Source organism: Streptomyces sp. NPDC031466 (genome assembly GCF_055581265.1).
On the sequence record NZ_JBVIJT010000003.1, the window covers coordinates 380,862 to 402,829 of the forward strand.

20 protein-coding genes are annotated in these 21,968 nt (G+C 72.5%); 6 read left to right on the forward strand and 14 right to left on the reverse strand.

From position 1 onward, the window contains the following. Window positions 1-29: 29 nt before the first annotated feature. From ACZ5GP_RS07695 to ACZ5GP_RS07710, 4 genes are read right to left on the reverse strand one after another with little or no spacing between them, the layout of a single operon-like run. Window positions 30-803 (reverse strand): SDR family NAD(P)-dependent oxidoreductase, encoded by a 774-nt coding sequence (locus ACZ5GP_RS07695; RefSeq protein WP_468749925.1) that lies wholly within the window; start codon window positions 801-803, stop codon window positions 30-32. Beyond that, entirely contained in the window at window positions 800-1,786 is a 987-nt protein-coding gene (locus ACZ5GP_RS07700) for an ornithine carbamoyltransferase (RefSeq protein ID WP_468749926.1), read from the reverse strand. Before ACZ5GP_RS07700 ends, ACZ5GP_RS07695 begins: the two co-directional genes overlap by 4 nt. Next, window positions 1,783-3,129 (reverse strand): APC family permease, encoded by a 1,347-nt coding sequence (locus ACZ5GP_RS07705; protein ID WP_468749927.1) that lies wholly within the window; start codon window positions 3,127-3,129, stop codon window positions 1,783-1,785. Before ACZ5GP_RS07705 ends, ACZ5GP_RS07700 begins: the two co-directional genes overlap by 4 nt. Beyond that, window positions 3,126-3,905, reverse strand: coding sequence for a HalD/BesD family halogenase (locus ACZ5GP_RS07710; protein ID WP_468749928.1), 780 nt, complete (start codon window positions 3,903-3,905; stop codon window positions 3,126-3,128). The genes ACZ5GP_RS07705 and ACZ5GP_RS07710 overlap by 4 nt, the downstream gene beginning before the upstream one ends. 360 nt (window positions 3,906-4,265) lie before the next feature. On the opposite strand from ACZ5GP_RS07710, the gene ACZ5GP_RS07715 reads away from it, so the two are divergent. Then, complete coding sequence (locus ACZ5GP_RS07715) at window positions 4,266-5,156, forward strand: LURP-one-related family protein (RefSeq protein WP_468749929.1); 891 nt, start codon at window positions 4,266-4,268, stop codon at window positions 5,154-5,156. Between the two features lie 38 nt (window positions 5,157-5,194). Here the strand turns inward: ACZ5GP_RS07715 and ACZ5GP_RS07720 are convergent, their stop codons facing one another. Both ACZ5GP_RS07720 and ACZ5GP_RS07725 read right to left on the reverse strand, forming a co-directional pair. Continuing rightward, window positions 5,195-6,109, reverse strand: coding sequence for a DMT family transporter (locus ACZ5GP_RS07720; RefSeq protein WP_468749930.1), 915 nt, complete (start codon window positions 6,107-6,109; stop codon window positions 5,195-5,197). Further along, window positions 6,106-6,984 carry a phosphatase PAP2 family protein gene (locus ACZ5GP_RS07725; protein WP_468749931.1) on the reverse strand — a complete coding sequence of 293 codons (879 nt, stop codon included), beginning with the start codon at window positions 6,982-6,984 and terminating at the stop codon, window positions 6,106-6,108. The genes ACZ5GP_RS07720 and ACZ5GP_RS07725 overlap by 4 nt, the downstream gene beginning before the upstream one ends. A 161-nt stretch (window positions 6,985-7,145) precedes the next feature. Here ACZ5GP_RS07725 and ACZ5GP_RS07730 point away from each other — a divergent pair, with 161 nt between their 5' ends. After that, the gene (locus tag ACZ5GP_RS07730) at window positions 7,146-7,730 is read left to right on the forward strand and encodes a TetR/AcrR family transcriptional regulator (RefSeq protein WP_468749932.1); all 585 of its coding nucleotides are present in this window, start codon (window positions 7,146-7,148) and stop codon (window positions 7,728-7,730) included. A gap of 159 nt (window positions 7,731-7,889) precedes the next feature. Here the strand turns inward: ACZ5GP_RS07730 and ACZ5GP_RS07735 are convergent, their stop codons facing one another. The 4 genes from ACZ5GP_RS07735 to ACZ5GP_RS07750 all read right to left on the reverse strand — a co-directional run bounded on the left by ACZ5GP_RS07735 (window position 7,890) and on the right by ACZ5GP_RS07750 (window position 12,622). Continuing rightward, window positions 7,890-8,831 (reverse strand): DUF2510 domain-containing protein, encoded by a 942-nt coding sequence (locus tag ACZ5GP_RS07735; RefSeq protein WP_468749933.1) that lies wholly within the window; start codon window positions 8,829-8,831, stop codon window positions 7,890-7,892. A gap of 85 nt (window positions 8,832-8,916) precedes the next feature. Then, window positions 8,917-10,101, reverse strand: a complete 1,185-nt coding sequence (locus ACZ5GP_RS07740; RefSeq protein ID WP_468749934.1) for an anhydro-N-acetylmuramic acid kinase — start codon at window positions 10,099-10,101, stop codon at window positions 8,917-8,919. Window positions 10,102-10,316: 215 nt separating this feature from the next. Continuing rightward, on the reverse strand, window positions 10,317-11,297 hold the full coding sequence (locus tag ACZ5GP_RS07745) for an acyl-CoA dehydrogenase family protein (protein WP_468749935.1): 981 nt from the start codon (window positions 11,295-11,297) through the stop codon (window positions 10,317-10,319). After that, window positions 11,294-12,622 (reverse strand): acyl-CoA dehydrogenase family protein, encoded by a 1,329-nt coding sequence (locus ACZ5GP_RS07750; protein ID WP_468749936.1) that lies wholly within the window; start codon window positions 12,620-12,622, stop codon window positions 11,294-11,296. The genes ACZ5GP_RS07745 and ACZ5GP_RS07750 overlap by 4 nt, the downstream gene beginning before the upstream one ends. Before the next feature lie 128 nt (window positions 12,623-12,750). On the opposite strand from ACZ5GP_RS07750, the gene ACZ5GP_RS07755 reads away from it, so the two are divergent. From ACZ5GP_RS07755 to ACZ5GP_RS07770, 4 genes are all read left to right on the forward strand, one after another. Next, window positions 12,751-13,557, forward strand: a complete 807-nt coding sequence (locus ACZ5GP_RS07755) for an SDR family oxidoreductase (RefSeq protein ID WP_468749937.1) — start codon at window positions 12,751-12,753, stop codon at window positions 13,555-13,557. Between the two features lie 99 nt (window positions 13,558-13,656). Next, a complete protein-coding gene (locus ACZ5GP_RS07760; protein WP_468750161.1) occupies window positions 13,657-14,244 on the forward strand; it encodes a TetR/AcrR family transcriptional regulator in 588 nt (195 codons plus the stop codon). Between the two features lie 46 nt (window positions 14,245-14,290). Continuing rightward, the gene (locus ACZ5GP_RS07765; RefSeq protein ID WP_468749938.1) at window positions 14,291-15,448 is read left to right on the forward strand and encodes an acetyl-CoA C-acetyltransferase; all 1,158 of its coding nucleotides are present in this window, start codon (window positions 14,291-14,293) and stop codon (window positions 15,446-15,448) included. A 183-nt stretch (window positions 15,449-15,631) separates the two neighbouring features. Continuing rightward, the gene (locus tag ACZ5GP_RS07770) at window positions 15,632-18,283 is read left to right on the forward strand and encodes an ATP-binding protein (protein ID WP_468749939.1); all 2,652 of its coding nucleotides are present in this window, start codon (window positions 15,632-15,634) and stop codon (window positions 18,281-18,283) included. Between the two features lie 125 nt (window positions 18,284-18,408). Here the strand turns inward: ACZ5GP_RS07770 and ACZ5GP_RS07775 are convergent, their stop codons facing one another. The 4 genes from ACZ5GP_RS07775 to ACZ5GP_RS07790 are packed head-to-tail and all read right to left on the reverse strand — an operon-like array spanning window position 18,409 to window position 21,903. Further along, window positions 18,409-19,485 (reverse strand): NAD(P)H-dependent flavin oxidoreductase, encoded by a 1,077-nt coding sequence (locus tag ACZ5GP_RS07775; protein WP_468749940.1) that lies wholly within the window; start codon window positions 19,483-19,485, stop codon window positions 18,409-18,411. Further along, entirely contained in the window at window positions 19,482-20,264 is a 783-nt protein-coding gene (locus ACZ5GP_RS07780) for a CoA-transferase subunit beta (RefSeq protein WP_468749941.1), read from the reverse strand. The genes ACZ5GP_RS07775 and ACZ5GP_RS07780 overlap by 4 nt, the downstream gene beginning before the upstream one ends. Continuing rightward, complete coding sequence (locus tag ACZ5GP_RS07785; protein WP_468749942.1) at window positions 20,261-21,139, reverse strand: CoA transferase subunit A; 879 nt, start codon at window positions 21,137-21,139, stop codon at window positions 20,261-20,263. Before ACZ5GP_RS07785 ends, ACZ5GP_RS07780 begins: the two co-directional genes overlap by 4 nt. Next, the gene (locus ACZ5GP_RS07790; protein ID WP_468749943.1) at window positions 21,136-21,903 is read right to left on the reverse strand and encodes an enoyl-CoA hydratase family protein; all 768 of its coding nucleotides are present in this window, start codon (window positions 21,901-21,903) and stop codon (window positions 21,136-21,138) included. The genes ACZ5GP_RS07785 and ACZ5GP_RS07790 overlap by 4 nt, the downstream gene beginning before the upstream one ends. Between the last annotated feature and the right edge of the window lie 65 nt (window positions 21,904-21,968).

Genomic DNA, 21,968 nt, shown 5'->3' on the forward strand with positions numbered 1-21,968 from the left:
ACGACCCCCCCCGGCCTCCGCCCGACGTCTCAGACGCCGCCCCCGCCGCCCCCGCCGTCGACGCTCAGCACGGTGCCGGTGATGAAGTCGGCGTCGGGCCCGGCGAGGAAGGCCACCGCGGCGGCTATGTCCTCCGGCGTGCCGATCCTGCCCAGCGGCCGGTCGGCGGCCTCGGCGAGGAACTCGGCGTCCGACTGGCCGAGTTGGCGTGCCTCCCGGGCGAGCATCGGCGTACGGGTGTCGCCCGGGGCGACGCAGTTGACCCTGATGCCGGCGGGGCCGTGGTCCAGCGCCATGGCCTGCGTCAGCATCACCACACCGGCCTTGGCCGCGCAGTACGCCGCGGCCTTCTTTCCGGCGCGCAGCCCCCATCCGGAGGCCACCGTGACGATGCGGCCGTGCCCGGCCCGCTCCATCAGCGGCAGCACCGCCCGGCACACCAGGAAGACGGAGTCCACGTTGTCCGCGAACGACCTGTGCCAGTCCGCCAGGGACAGTTCCGGCACCGTGCCGCGTCGGATGCTGCCCGCGACACAGCACACGTCGGTGATGGTGCCGAGCCGGTCGGTGACCTCCTCGACCAGGGCCGACACCTCGCTCTCCGCGGCCAGGTCGCACAGGAACGACTCGGCGCGTCCGCCCGCCTCGCGGATGCGCCCGGCCACCGCCTCGGCCCCGCGGTCCCGGTCGACGACCGCGACGTGCGCGCCGTCGTCCGCGAGCCGCCGCGCGACGGCGCCGCCGATACCCCCGCCGCCCCCGGTGACCAGGGCCACCCGCGTGCCACAGCCCGCCGCCGTCATCGCGGGCCGCCCTGGAGCGTGCCGTCGAACAACTGGGTGAGCAGCGCCTTCTGGGTGTGCAGTCGGTTCTCGGCCTGCTGGAAGATCTTCGACCATGGGCCGTCCTTCACCTCGGCGTCGACCTCCTCACCCCGATTGGTGGGCATGCAGTCGAGGAACACCGCCCCGTCGGCGGCCCGCCGCATCAGCGGTGCGGTGATCCGCCACCGGTCCGCGAGCCGGGTCCTCGCCTGGATCTCCTCCTGGCCGACGAGCGTCGGGGACTTCCAGCTCAGGGTGTACACCGCCGCACAGTCCTGGACGGCCCCCTCCAGGTCGTGGGTGAGCTCGATGCTCGCGCCGGTCCGGGCGGCGACGGCCCGGGCGGCCCGGGTCACACGCTCCTCCGGTGCGAACCCCGGGGGGTGCGCGACGGTGATGCGGTGCCCGAGCACGGCCGCGGCCATCATCGAGGAGTGCAGCACCCCGGGGGTCTTCTGCCGCGGCGAGTAGGACCAGGCGTACACGACCCGTTCGGCCGGTACCTGCGCCCCGTACAGCTCGCGCAGCGTCATGAGGTCGGCGAGCACCTGGCAGGGGTGCTCCTCGTCGTCCAGCGCGTTGATGACGGGGATCGTCGCGCGCTCGGTCATCGCGCGCAGGCGGCGGTGGCCCGCGCCGTAGTCGTCCATGTCGTACCAGCGGACCACGAGCGCGTCGAGATAGCGGTTCAGTACGCCGATGGTGTCCTCGATCGACTCGCGGTTGGCGAGTCGGAGTTCCTCCACCCCGTACGGGTAGCTGTGCGCGCCGAGTTGGGAGGCGGCGACCTGGAAGGAGACCCTGGTTCGGGTGGAGGGCACGTTGAAGAGGAGGCCGATACAGCGGCCCGCCAGGTGGGCGCGTGTGTCGTCGCCGCGTTTCATCGCTTCGGCGAGGTCGAGCAGGGAGCACATCTCCTTGGCGGAGAGGTCCTGTATGCGCAGGATATGGCGTGCGCTCATGTGAGGACTCCTGTCTCGGTGGGTGGGGTGACGCGCTTGCGCAGGCACCGTTCGGCGATGACGGAGAGCAGCAGCATCGCCAGCGCGATGACGAGACTGACGCCGAAGAACGGCAGCATGGCGAGGGTGGCCGCGAGGACCGCCAGATTCAGCCGGGCGGTGCCGCCCCGGGGCAGCAGTCTCGCCGCGGAGAGAAAGGCCATCAGGAAGATGAGCAGGTAGGTGGCCGACGACGCCTTGATGAGGGTGGTCTCACTGGAGTCGGTGACGAGGAGGAGGACGACCGACACCGCGTAGCCCGGCAGGAGCGCGAGAACCGCGCGCGCCGGGATCCTGCCCCGGGCGGTGAGCCTGCTCAGCCGGGCGGGCAGGAGGCCGTCGCGGGCGAGGGCGAAGACGAGGCGCGAGGTGCCCAGGCACCAGGCGTTGGTGGTGAGCAGCAGCAGGACCCCGGCGACGAGAAATCCGCTGCTCCGCAGGCCGGTCCCGGTGGCCACTTGGAGGAGCCGCACGAATGCCGTCAGATCCGACTGCCCCGACCCGCCGGAGTGGCCCGCGGGCGATGCGGGCAGCGCCACCGAGACGGTGAGAGCCATCGCGAAGTACAGGAGCCCCACACAGCTGACGGCATGGAGAATGCCTTGGGGAAAGGTGCGTTCGGGATCCCTTACCTCCTCGGCCACCGGCGCGGCGTTCTCCCAGCCGATGAATCCGAAGAAGCAGATGAGCAACGTACTGCCGAGAGCGCTCCAGCCGTGCGGTGCGAACGGCGTGAGGCGCGTGTAGTCGCCCTTCGGCAGCGCCAGGCAGATGACGAGGACCAGCAACAGCACCACGGCGCCGAGAACCACCATCTGCGCGCGCGTACTCACCTTGATCCCCCAGAGGTTGAGGGCCACGCAGAACACGATGACGGCTGTGCCCGCGAGCAGCGCCGCCCGGTTCGAGGCGGTGGGGTCGACGGCCGAGAGCAGATAGCGGCCCGCGGCGAGTCCCAGCACGGGATTGCCGGCGAGCAGGGTGAGGAGCAGGAAGACGGCGGCGATCCGGCCCGCCCGCGCACCGAAGGCCGCCTCCACGAACTGGGCGACGCCCTTGCTCGTGGGATGCCGTACGGACAGCTTCGCGAAGATCAGCGCGAAGGGGTAGCTGTAGAGGATCAGCAGTCCCCAGGCGACCAGGGACAGCGGTCCCGCCTCGGCCCAGGCGAGCGCGGGAATCAGCAGCACGCCCGCGCCCATCACGGAGGTGATGTAGTGGACGACGAGCCCCGACGTGGTCAGCTGCCGCGGCAGTTGCGGGGGCTCGGAGCCTGGTGCGGGAGTCCCCCCGGCAGACGTCATACGGTCTGTTCCGCCTGTTCCTCGCGCGAGCCGCGCCAGAGCCCGTCCATGGTCTCGTGGCTGATCTGTTTGTGCAGATCAGCATGGGAGGCGTAGCCCATGTTGATGATGAGCCGACGGCCGCGGCTCAGCGGATAGACGCGGTGCAGGGTGGTGTCGGTGCGCATCAGGTAGAGGTCGCCCGGCCGTAGTTCGAAGGAGTGGATGGGCTGCCTCAGGAACTGCCGGTGCACTTGCGGGTCCTGCTTGTTCCAGTACGTGCGGGGCACGCACTGGACGAATCCGCCGTGCTCCGCGGGCGGGCAGTCGACCACCCAGACGAGCGCGAAGCTGTAGTCGTCCCAGTGCCAGCCGTGCGTGTCACCGGACCGCTCCAGCTCGGTGATCACGTACCGCTCCGGCTCGTAGGGGCACATGAGCACCGGCTCACCGGCGACTCTGCCCAGAGTTCCGAGGAGATCCGGGGAGGAATACACCGCCGGAATGACAGATGCGTGGTCGCTGATTTCCTTGTGGCGGACATTGCGCATGTGCCGGGGCGTATGTCCGGTCTCCTTGAAGCTGACTCCACGGCGAACGCCGTGTTCCGCTACGAGGCTTTCGATTTCGTCCGCAATCGCTGTTTTGACACGGTCGGGCGCGAGGAAGGGCAGTGTGGTGAATCCGTTCTGAAGGAAATCGCGGCGCGCGCTCTCCAGGCGGTGTTCCTCGACATTCCTGACCAGGTGTTCCGAGAGGGACTGAACGAGGCCCCCGATCCGCTCGTCCGGTCGCATGACCAGCTCCCCACGTAGTCGGCAGGAGGTGTGCTCACTTCGGCCTATTTCAAAGACGGAAGCCTACCCGGTCACTGTGCGGGTGCCAAAGAAAGGGATGTGTTCAAGCCAGCCGATGGGGAAGTCGGGCGTGCTTCGCTGTACAGGCCGCCCGGTATATGACGATCCGATTTGCATGATTCGGCGGGACTGTTGTGGCATTGTTCTTGACGCAATGATTCTTTTTGTCATACTCGGTGGTCCGGTTAATCCGGCCGCCTGTTCGGCCCGCCCGATCTGCGGGCGGCGGGTCGGATCGAGGCGCCGGCCACGCCCGAGGGACTGGTGGGCGCCCGGTGGCCTGAGGGTAGGGTCACCCGGGTGACAACGCATTCGAACACTCCTGCAGGCTGGTACCCGGACCCCCAGGGCGACCCCCAGCAGCTCCGCTGGTGGGACGGCTCCCAGTGGACCCAGCACACCAACCCGGCCCAGCAGGTCCCGCAGCAGCCGCAGGCCCCGCAGGGCCAGTTCGGCGGGCCGCAGGGCCAGTTCGGCCACGCGCCGGCCCAGCCGCAGGCCGCGCCGGTGGCGCCCCCGGCCGCCGACCCCGCGAAGGTGCAGCGCCAGGTCCAGCGGCAGGCCGGCGTCGCGCCGTCCGCGCAGGGCGGCGGCACGCTGTTCACGGAGCCGGTCCTGGTGGTGAACCAGAAGGCCAAGCTCATCGAGCTGACCAACGAGTACAGCGTCATGGACCAGTCGGGCAACACGCTCGGCACGGTCGTGCAGGTGGGCCAGAGCACGCTGAAGAAGGTCGCGCGCTTCGTCTCCAGCCTCGACCAGTTCATGACCCACAAGCTGGAGATCCGCGACGCGCACGGCCGCCCGCAGATGCTGCTGACCCGCCCGGCGAAGTTCATGAAATCACGGGTGATCGTCGAGCGCGCGGACGGGCAGCCGGTCGGTGAGATCGTCCAGCAGAACATGATCGGCAAGATCAACTTCGCGATGATGGTCAACGGCCAGCGGATCGGCGCCATCAAGGCGGAGAACTGGCGCGCCTGGAACTTCGCGATCGTCGACCACGCGGATAACGAGGTCGCCCGGATCACGAAGACCTGGGAAGGTCTCGCCAAGACCATGTTCACCACCGCGGACAACTACGTCCTGCAGATCCACTACCAGCTGCCCGAGCCGCTCCTGAGCCTCGTGGTGGCGACGGCGCTCACGGTCGACACGGCCCTCAAGCAGGACGCCCGCGGCTTCGGGTGACCCGGCCCCTCGGCCGATGAACGAAAACGGCGACGCCGTCAGGGCCGTGACAGCCGCAGCGCCGCCGGTTCCACGGCCGGGGAGGGGATCGACGGCAGGTAGTCGGGCGTCGCCGGCTCGTCCCCGGGCAGCCGCGGGGAGCGGGTGAGCACCAGGACCCCGTACGCCGCCACCGCCGCGCCCGCGACCGCGAGCAGGAGCCCGCCGGCCCCGCCCCGCAGCCGCTCGCCGAGCAGCGCGACGCCGATGACGGAGGCCGCCAGCGGGTTGGACAGGGTCACCACGGCGAGCGGCGCGCCGAGGCCGCCGCGGTAGGCGGTCTGCGAGAGCAGCAGCCCACCGGCGGCGAAGGCCGCGACCAGCAGCGCCACGACGATCACCTGCGGGCTGAGCAGCGGGCCCGAGCGGTCGGTCACGGCGACCGTCACGGTCTGCGTGAGCGCCGAGGCGACGCCGGAGGCGAAACCGGACGCGGTCGCGTGCCGCAGTCCCGGCCGGGCTCCCGGGCGCGAGAGCAACCCGATGACCGCCATGGTGGCGGCGGACACGACCAGCGCCTCGGGCACCGTGAGGGTGTCGTCCGGCGCCGGACCCGATGCGGTCAGGAGCAGCGCGCCGAGGCCCATGAGCGTGAGACCGGTGCCGCGCCACTCCAGGCGGGTGACCCGGCGCCCGGCGAGCCGCGCGCCGAGGGGCACGGCGGCGACGAGGGTGAGCGCCCCCAGCGGCTGGACCAGGGTGAGCGGCCCGTACTTCAACGCGGCCACGTGCAGCAGGGCGGCGGCCGCGTTGAGCCCGACCGAGGACCACCAGACGCCGCTCGCGAGCATCCGCAGCGCGCCGCTCTCCCCGTCGGCGACCCGGGAGGCGAGCCGCTCCTGGGCCACGGCCGCGGCGGCGTAGGCGCCCGCCGAGACGAGGGAGAGGACGACGGCGACAAGGGTGGCGCTCATCGGTGTGCCCCCGAGACGGTCAGCGCGGGCGCGGCCGGCGGGGTGGAAGAGCCCGGGTGGGGCTCGGGCGCGAGCCCGGCCCCGGAGCGCCGTACGACCAGCGACGGAGCCGGGCGCGGCAGCCGGATCACCGCGAGGGCGACGCCGAGCAGGGCGCTCGCGGCGATCGCGTCCAGCCAGTAGTGGTTCGCGGTGCCGACGATCACGAGGAGCGTCAGCAGCGGGTGCAGCAGCCACAGCCAGCGCCACCGCGTCGACGTCGCGACGATCATGCCGATGGCGAGCATCAGCGCCCACCCGAAGTGCAGGGAGGGCATGGCCGCGAACTGGTTGGCCATGGTGTCCGTCGCGGGCTTCGCGGCGTACACCGAGGGCCCGTAGACCCGCGCCGTGTCCATGAGGTGCGCGGCGGCCAGCATCCGGGGCGGCGCGAGCGGGAAGCCGAGGTGCAGCACGAGCGCGGCCGCGGTCAGCGCGGCAAGGACCCGCCGGGTCCAGACGTAGTGCCGGGGACGGCGCGCGTAGAGCCAGACCAGGAAGAGCAGCGTGGCCGGGAAGTGCACGGTCGCGTAGTAGGTGTTCGCGACGTGGATCAGCGTCTCGCTGCTCAGCAGCGCGTCCTGCACGCCGCCCTCACCGGGCAGGCGCAGGGCCCGCTCGGCGTCCCACACGCGGTGCGCGTTGCGGAACGCCTCGCCGGTGTGGCCGTTGGCGAGCTGCCTGCCGAATTTGTAGACGAGAAAGAGTCCTGCGACGAGGAGGAGCTCGCGGACGAGGGGCGGTCGGGCAGATGTGTCCGGCTTCCGGACGTTCGTGTCCGGCGTCCGGACCATGCTGTCCGGCTCCCGTTCGACAGGCTCGGTTCGGGATTCCATCCCCCGGCCCCTTTGCGTGATGACTGGGTAGTGCGGTGCCGAGCGGGGGATCGCCCCACTCATCGATACGCCAGTGTACCGATACGTCGACGTACCGGTACACTGGCGTATCGATGAGGGTCGTTCCAGCGGGACCGGCCGCCGTACCGAGGGGAAGAGTCATGACGTCGACGTCGAGTCGCTCGAAGATCACGCCCGAGCGTGAGCAGGAGTTCTACGACGCCGTCCTCGACCAGCTCCGCGAGTGCGGCTATGAGGCGCTGACCATGGAGGGCGTGGCCGCCCGCACCCGGTGCAGCAAGTCCACGCTCTACCGCCAGTGGAAGACCAAGCCGCAGTTCGTCGCGGCGGCCCTGCGCGCCAACCGGTGCGTGCGCTTCGCGGGCATCGACACCGGCAGTCTCGCCGGCGACCTGCGCGAGGCGGCCCGCGCCGCGGGTGAGCAGTCGGGGCGGGACACGATGCTGGTCCAGGCGCTCAGCCACGCGGTCCTGCAGGACGTCGACCTGCGCCGGGTGCTGCGCGAGACGCTGGTCGAACCGGAGCTCCAGGCCATGGACGCGATCATCCGGCGCGGCGTCGAGCGCGGCGAGATCGCCGGGGGCCACCCGGCGGTGGAATTCCTCACGGTGCAGCTGTTCGGCGTGCTGCGGGCGCGGCCCATCATCGAGGGCGCCCACGCCGACGAGGAGTATCTGAGTCGGTTCGTCGAGGCCTGCGTGCTGCCCGCGCTCGGCCTCACCTGATCGTGGGCCCGAGTCCGTGGGATGACGGGACTCGGGCCTGCCCGCGCCGCACCGTGGGGACGGGGGCGGCGCGCACCCCCGGGCCGGACGGGGTTCCTCGTGAGCGGCGAGGAACCCCGCCCGGCCCTTTGGGTCCGTGCGCCGGGCGTCGGACCGCGCTCAGACCTCCTGTCCGGCTCCCGCCCCGCCGTCACCGGTGGGACCGGCCTTGATGCCCTTGGCGATCTGGTCCATGGCGGACGGCGAGGGGGCCTTGGGATTGACGTCGATGCCCATGCGGACGATGACGAGCTTCGACTTGTCGGCGGGGGAGGGGAAGGCGAGCGACTCGACGTAGCCGTCGTCGCTCTTCTCCGTCACGGCCTTCCAGCGGACGTAGTAGCCCTTCTGGCCCGCCACAGTGATCGACTTGGACGCCAGGACCTTGTGCGAGGTGATCCGGCCGTATGTCTTGCCGCCGTACCCTTCCTTCGCGTTCGTCTTGATGTCCGCCTTGGCGGCCGCCTCGGGCGTCTTGCCGTCGAGGTGCAGGCGCTCGGCGGTCTGGGAGTACGCGCTGCCGCGGGTGCACTGCTCCTCGGCGTTCCCGGGGCAGGGGATCGGGGCGGTCTGCACCGCGGCGCCGCGCTGGGTGGTGCCGCCCGTCCAGCCGTCCGGCACCGGTATCTTGATGCCGCTGACGGGGTCGCTCGCGAAGCCCTTCTCCTGGCCCGGCGCGCTCGGCGCCCCGGGGCCCTCGGGGGTCTGCGTCGCCCCGGGCTTGCCGGGCTCCTCGGGGGCGCCGGTCGACGGCTTCCGCGCCGCGGAGCCGGCGTCGCCGTCGCCGTCGTCACCGGAGGTCAGCGCGTACACGCCGCCGCCTATCCCGGCGAGGACGACCAGCACCACGCCGACGGCTATCGCCACGCGCAGGCCTCGCCGTGGCGCGGGGGGCTGCCCCGGATACGCCGGGAAGGCCGGCTGAGTCGGATGGGCGTGCGCGTTCTGGGCGGCGCGCACCTGATCCGTCCACACGTTCCCGTCCCACCAGCGCTCGGTGGGAGGACCGCCGGCGGTCTGGCCGGGGTCGGGGTACCAGCCTGGGGGAGTCATCTGCGTCATGGGCGCCAGAGTATGAGCCCCGCGTGAAAGGGGCATGAGAGGGGCCGGTCGAAAGGCGGCGTCCTCGGACCGGGGAGGCGGCCGCCTACCGTGCCCCGCTCCCATGTCCGTTGACGACCAACCGCGTGGGGGCCACCTTCTCCGGGACCGTCTCGGGCCACGGCGTGCCCCGCCGGCCCGGGGTGATCGAGCCCAGCACGCTCGCGTGGCGGGCCCCCGTGCTCGTCGGGACCGTCCCCGGCAGGCCGTGCAGCGTCAGGAAGCCGAGGACGGCGAAGGCGTACGCCTCCTTCGCCGCGGCCGGCAGTCCCAGCTCGTCCGAGGTCCGCACCGGCACGCCGACGCCCAACTCCGCCCGCAGAAAGGCCATCAGCGCGGGATTGCGCGTCCCGCCGCCCGAGGCGATGACCTCCGAGGCCCGCACCGAGCGCACGGCGTGGGCGACCGTACGGGCGGTGAGCCGGGTGAGCGTGGCGACGACGTCCTCGGTGGGCAGCGCCTCGTACCCCTTCAACGCCGTACGCAGGTACGGCAGATGGAACAGTTCCTTGCCGGTCGTCTTGGGCGCCGGACGGGCGTAGTACGGCTCGGCGAGGAGGCGGTCGAGGAGGCCTTGGTGGACGGTGCCGCGCAGGGCGATCTCACCGTCCAGGTCATAGGTGAGGCGGCCGCCCGTCACCTCGGCCACCACGGCGTCGACCAGGGCGTTGGCGGGGCCCGTGTCGAAGGCCGTGCCGTCGGCGGCGGTGATGTTGGCGATGCCGCCGAGGTTCAGCGCGACGGGGGTGCCGGGGCGGTCGCGCAGCCACATCCGGTCGACGAGGCTCACCAGGGGCGCGCCCTGGCCGCCCGCGGCGATGTCGCGCGGGCGGAAGTCGGCCACCACCGGCAGCCCCGTCGCCTCCGCGATCCACGCGGGCTGCCCGATCTGCAGGGTGCCGTGCGTCTGCCCGTCCGCCACCCAGTGGTAGACCGTCTGGCCGTGCGAGGCGACCAACCGCGCCTGCCCGTCGCACAGTTCGCGGTCCGCCTCGACGGCCGCGGCGGCGAACGCGCGGCCGATGGCGGTGTCCAGGTGGCATACGTCGGCGAGCGTGGTGGGCGCGGGCGGCAGCGCGGCGGCGAGCGAGGCGCGCAGCCCCTCGTCGTAGCCGCGGTTGATCAGCCCGAGGGGGGTGAGCGTCAGGCGGTCCCCGTCGAGGGTCAGATCGGCGGCCGCGGCGTCGATCGCGTCGTACGAGGTCCCTGACATGAGCCCGATCACGCGCACGTGGGGCCTCCTTCTCGGTCGGCTCACCCTTGACCTTGATCATCGCATCCCGGGGGAGAGGGGTGACGCGTCTTCCGCGAAAGCGGCACGGGGTGCAGCCCGGGGCGCCGGGCCGCTTCCACGGCCGTGCCCGGCCCGGCGGGGGCGTGCCGCGTACGGGCCGCCCGAGTGACGTACGCCCGGCCCGTCAGCCGTCAGCCGTCAGCCGTCAGCCGTCACTCGGCCAGGACCTGTCCCCGCCACACCCCCGGGGCTCCCCACGCCCCGCGCAACGCACGCGCCTTCGTGAGCCACAGGGAGAGGTCGAACTCGGCGGTGTAGCCGATGGCCCCGTGCAACTGGAGGGCCGCGCGAGCGGCGCCGTACACCGCATCGCCCGCGGTCACCTTGGCGGCGGCGACATCCGCCGGCGCCATGGTCGACGCGGCGCCGAGCACCAGCGGCCGGGCGAACTCCAGGCGCACCAGGACATCCGCGAGGCGGTGCTTGACGGCCTGGAAGGCCCCGATCGGCGAACCGAACTGCGTGCGCTGCTTCACGTACGCCACGGTCCTGTCCAGCAGCGCGAGCCCGACGCCGAGCGCCTGCGCGGCCGTGGCGAGCGCCGCCCACTGCGTCGCGTGCCGCGCGGCCGCCGTCACGGCCGCTCCGTGGGCGAGCAGTTCGCCGCCGGGCAGCGGGGCGGCCAGGCGGCGGGCGGGGTCGAGGGACTGACGTACGCGCGCGTGCCCGGGAGCGAGCCGCAACTCGTCGCCGGACACGGCCAGGATCACGCCCGCCGCCTCCGTGTCCAGGGCGTACGGACTCCCTTCCGGGAGAGCCAGCGTCGCGTTCAGCGCGCCGGAGGCGAGCGCGGGCAGGAACCGCTCGGCCGGCCCCGGCTCGCCCTCTTCCGCCAGGCGAGTGAGCAGTGCCGCCGCGGCCACCGTCTCGACGGCCGGCCCCGGCACGGCGTGCCGCCCCAACTCCACGAACGCGACGGCGGTTTCGACGGGCAGCGGGCCCACCCCGTCGTACGCCTGCGGAACCGGCAGCGCGAAGACGCCCATGTCCGCGAGCCGCGCCCACACCGCACGCCCCGGCCCGAGATCACCTGCGCCCCACGCGCGTGCGGCCGCCACGGTGTCGGCCGCCGCCAGCATCGCGTCCAGCGAACGCGCGAACTCCCTCTGCTCCTCGTCCAGGAGGAACCTCATCGGCGCCCCTTCGGCAGACCGAGCAGCCGCTCGGCGATGATGTCGCGCTGGATCTCGTTCGTACCCGCGTAGATGGGGCCGGCGAGCGAGAAGACGTACCCTTCCAGCCAGTCCGTGCTCTCCGTCAGTTCCCCCGCCGGGCCCCGCAGGTCGAGCGCCGTCTCGTGCAGAGCGATGTCGTACTCCGACCAGAAGACCTTGTTGAGGCTGGATTCGGCGCCGACGGCCTGCCCGGCCGCGAAGCGCGAGGCGCAGGCCCAGGTGAACAGCTCGTAGGCGCGCGCGCCGATGACGGCGTCGGCGACGCGGTCACGCAGCGCGGTGTCCGAGGGGGCGCCGTGCGCCCGCCAGTCCCGCACCAGGCGGTCCGCCGAGGCGAGGAAACGGCCGGGGGAGCGCAGGGTCAGACCGCGTTCGTTGCCGGTGGTCGACATGGCGATGCGCCAGCCTTGGCCCGGCTCGCCGATCACGTCCTCGTCCGGCACGAAGACGTCGTCGAGGAAGAGCTCGGCGAAGGCGGGCTTGCCGTCCAGGCGACCGACGGGACGGACCGTCACGCCTTCGGCGTCGAGCGGGAACATCAGATAGGTCAGCCCATGGTGGGGCTTGGCCGGAACACCGCCCGGCTTCCCCGTGGCCTCGGCACCGGACATCCCCGTGGCCTCGGCCTTGCCCCCGGCACCGGCCTCACCGACGCCACTGCCGGCACTGCCGACGCCACTCCTGGCACTGCCGACGCCGGCCGTGTCTGCGCCCCTGCTCGCACCGCCGGCACCCGGGCTCGCCCCGGCCTCGTACGGTTCGCTGCGGAACAGCCCGAACGCGCGGTCCGCGAACGCCGCACGCGATGACCACGTCTTCTGGCCGCGCAGCAGCCAGCCGCCCGCCACCCGCCGCGCCGTGGAACGCAGGGAGGCGAGGTCCGAACCGGCCTCCGGCTCCGACCACGCCTGCGCCCAGATCGTCTCGCCGCTCGCCATGGCGGGCAGTACCCGTGCCCGCTGCTCGGCGGTGCCGAAGTCGAAGAGCGTCGGCGCGAGCAGATGGATGCCGTTCTGCGAGACGCGGCCCGGCGCCCCTGCCGCGTAGTACTCCTCCTCGAACACCAGCCACTTGACGATGTCGACGCCCTGCCCGCCGTACTCCTCGGGCCAGGACACCACCGACCAGCGGTCGGTGGCCAGCTCGCGCTCCCACTCCCGGTGGGCCGCGAAGCCCTCCGCGGTCTCCAGAGAGGGGAGAGGCACGGCCGGTACATGCGCCGCGAGCCAGTCCCGCGCCTGCTGCCTGAACTCCTCTTCCCCGGCGGTGAAGTCGAGATCCATCAGCCCCCACTCTCCCTGACAGTCCGCTCTTCCCTAACAAGTGTTTGGTAGATTACCTTGTGGGGAGACTCCGAGTCGAGGGAAATGTCCTGGCGGCACAGCCGCACCGGAACAGGGGGGAGCCGCTCATGGCCGACGCACCCGCGTCCTTGCCGGGCCACGATCTGCTCGCGGGCCGCACCGCGGTGATCACCGCCGCCGCCGGAGCGGGCATCGGCGGCGCCACCGCCCGCCGCTTCCTGGAAGAGGGGGCGCGCGTCGTCATAGGTGACGCCCACGCGCGCCGCACCAAGGAGTCGGTCGCGGCACTCGCGGCGGAGTTCGGCGCCGACCGGATCGACGGCATCCCGTGCGACGTCACCGACGAGGCGCAGGTCCAGAGCCTGTTCGACTTGGCCGAGCGGGCCCACGGCCGCCTGGACATCGTGGTGAACAACGCCGGGCTGGGCGGCACGGCGCAGATCACGGACATGACCGACGAGCAGTGGACCAGGGTCATCGACGTGACGCTGAACGGCACCTTCCGTTGCCTGCGCGCCGCCCTGCGCCGGATGCGGGCCACCGAGGGGACCGGCGACGGCACCCGTCGCGCCGGAGCGATCGTGAACAACGCCTCGGTGCTCGGCTGGCGCGCCCAGGCGGGCCAGGCGCACTACGCCGCGGCGAAGGCCGGCGTCATGGCCCTCACCCGCTGCGCCGCGATCGAGGCCGCCCCCCACGGCATCCGGGTCAACGCGGTCGCGCCGAGCCTCGCCCTCCACCCCCATCTGGCGAAGGTGACCACCCCGGAGCTCCTGGAGGAACTCACCGCGCGGGAGGTGTTCGGGCGGTACGCGCAGCCCTGGGAGATAGCCAACGTCATCGTCTTCCTGGCCAGCGGCTACTCCTCGTACATGACGGGCGAGACCGTCTCGGTCAGCAGCCAGCACGCGTAGGCGGAGAATGGCCGTGTGTCGAAACCGAAACAGAGCACCAACGCACGGCAGCAGAGCACCGACGCGGCACAGCGGCGCCCCGGCAAGAAGAAGACCCAGGTGAGTCCCTCGCCCGAGCGGCGCCGCGAACTGCTCGGCATCGCCGCCGACGTCTTCGCCGAGCAGGGGTACAACGCCACCACGGTCCGCAAGATCGCCGACGCCGCGGGCATGCTCGCCGGCAGTCTCTACTACCACTTCGATTCCAAGGAGTCGATGCTCGAAGAGATCCTCCGCACCTTCCTGACCGAGCTGTGGGACGGGTACGACTCCGTGCTCCAGGCCCGGCTCGACCCCCGCGCGACCCTCGAAGCGCTCGTGACCGAGTCCTTCAGGGAGATCGACCGGCACCGCGCCGCCGTCGCGATCTACCAGAAGGAGTCCAGGCACCTGGTCGCCCAGCAGCGCTTCCAGTACCTGTCCGACTCGCAGCAGCGCTTCGAGAAGGCCTGGCTGACGACGCTGGAGCGGGGTGTCGCGGACGGCGCCTTCCGCGACGACCTGGACGTCCGGCTCGCCTACCGCTTCGTGCGCGACACCGTCTGGGTGGCCGCGTCCTGGTACCGCCCCGGTGGCGGCCACAGCCCCGAGGAGATCGCCCGCCAGTACCTGTCGATGGTCCTGGACGGCATCTCCGTACGTACCTGAGCGGCGTGTTCCCACGCGGCGCCGCCCGACCGAGGAGTACGCAGTCATGGCCGAGGCCTACATCGTCGAAGCGGTCCGCACCCCCGTCGGCAGGCGCGGGGGAGGGCTCGCCCGGGTCCACCCCGCCGACCTGGGCGCCCACGTCCTCAACGCCTTGATGGAGCGCACCGGCATCGACCCGGCCGCCGTCGAGGACGTCGTCTTCGGCTGCCTGGACACGGTGGGGCCCCAGGCCGGGGACATCGCCCGCACCAGCTGGCTCGCGGCCGGGCTCCCCGAAGAGGTGCCCGGCGTGACGGTCGACCGGCAGTGCGGATCGTCCCAGCAGGCCGTGCACTTCGCGGCCCAGGGCGTCCTGTCCGGCACCCAGGACCTCGTCGTCGCGGGCGGCACGCAGAACATGTCGATGATCCCCATCGCCTTCGCGTCCCGGCAGGCCGCCGAACCGCTCGGCCTGACCGAAGGCCCCTACGCCGGCAGCGAGGGCTGGCGCGCCCGCTACGGCGACCTGCCGGTGAACCAGTTCCACGGCGCCCAGGCGATCGCCGAGCAGTGGGGGATATCCCGCCGCGACATGGAGGAGTTCGCGCTCCGCTCCCACCAGCGGGCGATCCGCGCCCTCGACGAGGGCCGCTTCGCGCGCGAACTGGTCGCGTACGGAGACGTCACCACCGACGAGGGCCCGCGCCGCGACACCACCCCGCAGAAGATGGCGGCCCTGAAACCCGTCGTGGACGGCGGCACCATCACCGCCGCGTGCTCCTCCCAGGTCTCCGACGGCGCGGCGGCCATGCTGCTCGCGAGCGAACGGGCCCTGCGCGTACACGGGTTGACGCCCCGCGCGCGGATCCACCACCTCTCCGTGCGGGGCGAGGACCCCATCCGGATGCTCTCCGCGCCGATCCCCGCCACCGCGTACGCGCTCGAGAAGACCGGCATGAGCATCGACGACATCGACCTCGTGGAGATCAACGAAGCGTTCGCGCCGGTCGTCCTCGCCTGGCTGGAGGAGACCGGGGCCGACCCGGAGAAGGTCAACGCCAACGGTGGCGCGATCGCCCTCGGCCACCCCCTCGGCGCGACCGGGGCGAAGCTGATGACGACGCTCCTGCACGAACTGGAGCGCACGGGCGGCCGGTTCGGCCTCCAGACGATGTGCGAGGGCGGCGGACAGGCCAACGTGACGATCATCGAACGCCTCTGACCGGCTGCCGGCCCCCGCCGGGCCACCCGTGCCCGCACTCCCGGAAAAGTCCGCCGGGCCGCCGGGGCCAGGATCCTCCTCACCTCTTGTGGGAGTAGCTGGGCCGACCGTGCTCCACAGCGGCCCCGACCCGGCTAGTCTCGACTCCTGTACGTCGATTGAGCGACCCCGGGAGGTAGCGCGATGACGCAGGGACGGCCCGGCGGAGCCGCCTGGACCCCGCTCTGGGAGCGCGACGCCGAACTCGCCACGGCGACCAAGGCCGTCGAGCGGCTCTGCGCGGACGCCGCGAGCGCGGGCGGCCTGCTCGTCTTCAGCGGCGAGGCCGGCATCGGCAAGACCGCGCTCCTCGCCGAGGTGCGGCGCATCGCGGAGGACCACGGTGCCACCGTCTGGACCGCACGCGGCGGTGAGGCGGTCACCTCCGTCCCGTTCAACGTCGTGCGCCAGCTCCTCCAGCCCGTCCTGATCGCGATCTCCGACGAGGAGACCCGCGAATACCTCGGCGACTGGTACGACATCGCGGGCCCGGCCCTCGGCATAGTCCAGCCCGGCGGACGCCAGGTCGACCCCCAGGGCGTGTGCGACGGCCTCGTCGAAACGGTCGCACGCCTCGCGCAGCTGAAGTGGCCGCTCGTCCTCGTCGTCGACGACGCGCACTGGGCCGACCAGGAGACCCTGCAGTGGCTGGTCGCCTTCGCCCGCCGCCTGGACGAGCTGCCCGTCCTCGTCGTCATCGCACACCGCCCCGGCGACACCACCGGCCAGAGCCTGCGCCAGCTGGCCTCGGCCGGCGCGTCGGCCCGCTCGTTCAGCACCCTGCGCGCGCTCACCCCCGACGCCGCCGCGGGCCTGACCCGCGCCACGCTCGGCGAGCACGCCGACGCGCCTTTCTGCCGCGAGGTGTGGGCGGTCACCGGCGGCAATCCGTACGAGTCGGTCGAACTGCTCGCCAAGGTGCAGGACGGCGAACTGGAACCGGTGGAGAGCTCCGCGGACGCGCTGCGCGCCCTCAACCGCTCGGCCAAGGGCCACGGCCTCGTCGCCCGGCTCGAGGAGCTGGGCACCGACGCCACCCGCTTCGCCTGGGCGGTCGCCATCCTCGGCACCGCCACCCCCCTCGACATGGCCGCCGGCCTCGCCGCCATGTCCCGCGAGAGCGCCGAACGCTGCACGGAACGGCTCTGCGCCGCACGCATCCTGCTCCGCGACGCGGAAACCCTGGAGTTCGTCCACCCCCAGATCGCGAGCACCATCTACCGCTCGATCCCCGCGGCCACCCGCACCGCCCTGCACGGCGTGGCCGCGGAGGTCCTCACCCGGGAAGGCCGGAGCGCGGCGGCCGCCTCCCGGCACCTGCTCGAAGTCCACCCCGAGGACGACCCCAACATGGTCGAGCAGCTGCGCCGGGCAGCGGCCGAACACCTCGCGGTCGGCGCGCCCGACGCGGCCCGCCGCTGCCTGGAGCGGGCCCTGCGGGAGCCGCCCCTGCCCGAGATCCACGCGCGCGTGCTCTACGAACTGGGCTGCGCCACACTCCTGACCTCGCCCGTCACCACCATCGCGCACCTGCGCGACGCGCTCTCCATGCGCGGCCTCGACCAGGAGCTGCGCGTCGACGCGGTCTGCCGGCTCTCCCAGGCGCTCGTCCACAACGACCAGCTCGGAGAAGGCCTGCGGGCCATCGACGAGGAGGCGGAGCGGCTCGCCCAAGGGCCCTTGAAGCTGCGCCTGCAAGCCGTGCGCTACATGTGGGAGGGCATCCACGCCGGCGAGAAGGACTCACCGGGGCGCTCACGGCGACTGGCCGCACTCGCCGGACCCCTCGCCGGCCGGGACAACTCCGAGCGGGCCCTGCTGATCCTGCGGGCCTTCGACGCCATGACCCGCGGCGAGAACGCCGAACTGGTCGTCGAGCTCTGCGACCGTGCCCTCGTCAACGGCCGCCTGGCACCGGGCCTCGGCTGGACCGACACGGAATGGAGCTTCGAACTCAGGCTGATGCTCGGCGGTTCCTACGCCTTCGCGGACCGGCTCGACCGTGCGGAGAGCCTGTTCACCGAGGCCGTGTGCGTGTACGAGACGGCGGGCTGGAGCGGCGGACACCTCGCCCTCGCCCACGCCTTCCTCGGCTACGTCCACCGCAGGCGCGGCCGACTGGTCGACGCCGAGCGCTCCCTGCGGGAGAGCCTGCGCCTCGCGGACCGCGTCGGCGAGGGCCTGCCCATGCACTGGGAGGCGGCCAGCATGCTCATCGACACACTGCTGGCGCGCGGACACACCGAGGAGGCCGGCGCCGTCGCCGACCGCTACGGCTTCGCGCCGCCCTCCGCCTCCACGATCTACGTGCCCGACGCCATGTCCGTACGCGGCAGACTGCTGCTCGCCCGCGGCCGCACCGGCGAGGGACTGGACATCCTGGAAGAGACGGCGAAGGCGCTCACCGCGCGCGGACAGTACAACACCGTCCTCGCGCCCTGGGCCTACGACCTCGCCCGCGCCCTGGCCCACGACGACCCCGAGCGGGCCAGGCGCCTCGTCTCGGACGCCCGCACACAGGCCGAGCGGTTCGGCACGGACACCGCGATCGGCGAGGCCCTGCGGTGCGCGGCCGCCCTGGAGAGCGGAGCGCGCTCCATCGAGCTGCTCCGCAAGGCCGTCACCTACCTGGAGGCCTCACCCTGTGCCTACGAACACGCGGTCGCCCGCGTCGAGTACGGCATCGCGACCGGTTCCGCGCCCGAGCTGGAGCGGGGCCTGACCCTGGCACGGAGCTGCGGGGCGGACGGCCTCATCGACCGGGCACTGGACCACCTGTCGCCCGCGCGGCGCTGACGCCGGGCCGCGCGGCGGTGAGGCCGAGCCACGCGGCGCGGCCTCAGGCAGTCCTTGCCCCCGGCTCACTGCCCCCGGCTCACTGCCGCCGAGCGGGCGGCTCACAGGTGGCCCCCAGCGAGCGGTCAGGGGCACCAGGGCCGGCCCAATCGGCCCCTTGCCTCCGCCGCCTCCGTCATCACCCGCTCCACCAGTTCCGCGCACGACGGCAGGTCATCGATCACTCCCGCCACCTGGCCGGAGGCCATCACGCCGAGGTCGGGGCGGCCGTCCACCATCGCCGCCTTCAGCATCATCGGCGTGTTCGCCACGAGCAGGACCTGGCCCCACGTCAGCTCCTTGCCGTGCTTCATCGCGAGGCCGTCGCGCGCGAGGCGCGCCCAGCCCAGACCGGAGACCTTCCGGAACGCCGCGACGTGCCGCACCGCCCGGGCCAGGGACGCGATCCGGCCCGACTTCTCCAGGCCGGCCACCAGCTCCGTGCGCAGCATCCGGTGCGGCAGGCCGTCCACGCGCGTGGTGACGGTGACGTCCTTGACGGTGGCCGCCAGATAGCACGCCTTGACCGCGTCCGGCACCGTCGAGTCCGAGGTGAGCAGGAAGCGGGTGCCCATCGCCACCCCCGCCGCGCCGTAGGCGAGCGCGGCGACCAGGCCCCGCCCGTCGTGGAACCCGCCCGCCGCGACCACGGGAATGTCCACCGCGTCGACCACCTGCGGCAGCAGAACCGTCGTGGCGACCTCGCCCGTGTGCCCGCCGCCCTCGCCGCCCTGTACGAGCACCGCGTCCGCGCCCCACGCGGCGACCTTCTCGGCATGCCGGCGCGCGCCGACCGAGGGGATGACCACCACGCCCGCGTCCTTCAGCTCGGCGATCAGCTCCCGGGACGGCGCGAGCGCGAAGGACGCGACCCGCACGCCCTCTTCGACGATGACCCGGACGCGGTCGCGCGCGTCACCCGCGTCGGCGCGCAGATTCACCCCGAACGGCGCGTCCGTACGGGACTTGACCTCACGCACGGCCGCGCGCAGCCGCTCGACGGGCATGGTCGCCGAGGCCAGGATGCCGAGCGCCCCCGCACTGGCCGTGGCCGACACCAGCCGGGGGCCCGCCACCCAGCCCATGCCGGTCTGCACGAGCGGATGCCGCACCCCGACCAGCTCGGTCAGTGCCGTCCTGAGGACGGGCGCGGACGGCGTCACGCGCGCACCTCGCGCTCACGCAGGCCCCGAGGGTCCACCACCTCGCGGATCAGCCGCAGTTCCTCGCCCGTCGGCTCCCGCGTGCACGGCACCTCGTCCGGTACCGAGAGCGCGAAGCCGGTCGCCCCGCGCACCTGGTCCAGCGTGACGCCCGGATGCAGGGACACGAGACGCATCGAGTGATCGGGCGTGACGAAGTCGAAGACGCCGAGGTCGGAGACCACGCGCCGCAGCTCGTGGAAGCGCGTCGCGGCGGGCCCGGCGGCGGCCGCGCTGTCGTACCCGACACCGCTGATCATGTCGACCTTCGCGACGAACACCCGCGTCGAATGCCGGGGGATCCAGTAACTCACCGGGTTGTTCACCGTGTTGGCCGGGGCGCCCCGCACGCCGAGGAGCTGTCGCCGGGGTCGCCGCCAGTCGCCGACGCAGGAGATGTTCTGGTTCCCGAAACGGTCGATCTGGCTCGCGCCCATCATCACGTGCCGCTTCCCGCCCATCACCATCGTCAGATGCCGCCGGTAGGGCAGCCAGCCCTCCGTCACACCCGAGGCGGCGCCCACCGCCGGGACGTCGCCGATGAGCAGTGCCTCACCGTCCGTGAGCAGCAGCTCGGGCGAGAACGTCAGCTTGGCCAGGCGCGCGCCGACGGAGGGGATCGTGCCCATCGGGGACGCGAGGATCTCGCCGTCACCCCGCCAGGCGTCGGCGCAGGCGATCACGCAGTACTCGGCGCGGGTGGCCGTCCGCCCGGCCGTCGGCGCACCGGTCGGTGTCATCGCTGCTCCTTGTGCCAGGCCTCGACGGCCAGCCGATAGTCCTGTTCGGTGCCGGTGAGGAAGCGGTCGTGGAAGGCCGCCCAGGCCTCGGGGTCGGCCGCGGCGGTGGCGTACTCCTGCTGGAAGGGCTCGTCGCGGCCGTAGTCGGGCACGCACGACGTGAAGTGCGCGCCTTGCGGTGTCTCGGTCACGCCCGTCACCGCGTGCCGCGAGAGAAGCATCGTCTGGGGCGCCGCGTGCGCGGTGAGCTCCCCGGAGTCGACGATCCGCTCGCACGAGACGTACGCGGTGTCGGAGGCCTCGCAGAACAGGTCGTCGAAGTAGGGGTCCGGGCCCAGATACTGGCCGTTGCCGAACCGGTCGGCGCGGTTCATGTGCACCAGCGCCGCGTCCATCCGCAGGGCGGGCACGGCGACCAGCTCCTCCCCGTCCTCGTAGGGCGAAATGACTGTGCGCAGGCCGGGGTTGACGCGCAGCACGTCGGAGCCGAGGCCGGCGCGGATCGGCAGGAACGGCAGCCGCTGGGCGCCCGCGGTGAGGCCCTGCATGAGCATCGCCTCGTCCCACTCGACGAGTTCGAGGGCGCCACGCTCGCGTGCCGCCCGGAAATGCGGTTCCAAGGGGATCGAGTCGAGCGTCGTGAACGCCGTGATCAGCTTGCGGACGCGGCCGGCGGCGGCGAGCAGACCGACGTCCGGGCCGCCGTACGACACGACCGTCAGGTCCGTGATGTCGGACCGCAGCAGCGCGCGCACCAGCGCCATCGGCTTGCGGCGGGAACCCCAGCCGCCGATGCCGAGCGTCATCCCGCTCGCCAGGCGCCCGACGATCTCCTCCGGCGTCATCGTCTTGGCCGTCCGTGCCGGGTCCGTCATGCCCCGTCCTCCCCTCGCGGTCCGACGTCCCCGCGGATGCGGCCGGCCAGGCCGCTGAGGTTCGCCTCGAAGGTGAAGCCCTGCTCGAAGCGGTAGCTGCGGTGGACGTCGACCGGGTCGATGCCGTTGATCGCCGCCTTCGCGAGGCGCAGCAGCGTGCCGTCCTTGTGGGCGATCTCGTGCGCCAGCGCCAGGGCCGCCTCGTGCAGCTGCGCGCGCGGGACGACCCGCCACACCGAGCCGTGGGCGTGCAGCTCGGCGGCCGTCACGGTGCGCGAGGTGTAGTACAGGGTGCGCATCAGGTGCTGGGGGACCAGGCGGGCCAGGTGCGTGGCCGCACCGAGCGCGCCCCGGTCCAGCTCGGGCAGCCCGAAGGTGGCGTCCTCGCTCGCCACGATCGCGTCCGCGTTGCCCACGAGTCCTATGCCGCCGCCCAGACAGAAGCCGTGCACGGCGGCGACGACCGGCACCTCGCACTCGTACACCGCGCTGAACGCGGCGTAGCACCCGCGGTTGGCGCCGAGCAGCGCGGTGTGGCCGCGGTCGCGCCGCAGCTCCTTGATGTCCACGCCGGCGTTGAACCCCCGGCCCTCGGCGGTCAGCACCACGCAGCGCGTGGCGGGGTCGCGCCCGGCGACGCGCACGGCGTCCGCCAGCGCGAACCACCCCCGCGCGGGCAGGGCGTTGACGGGTGGACGGTCGACGGTGACCACGGCCACGCCGTCGTCCGGGACGGAGGTGGTGACGGAGGTGGAGACAGACATCAGCGAATCCGCTACCTTTCGACCACACGCCTTCAACCAAACATTTGTTAGTCAGGAAGGTAGCA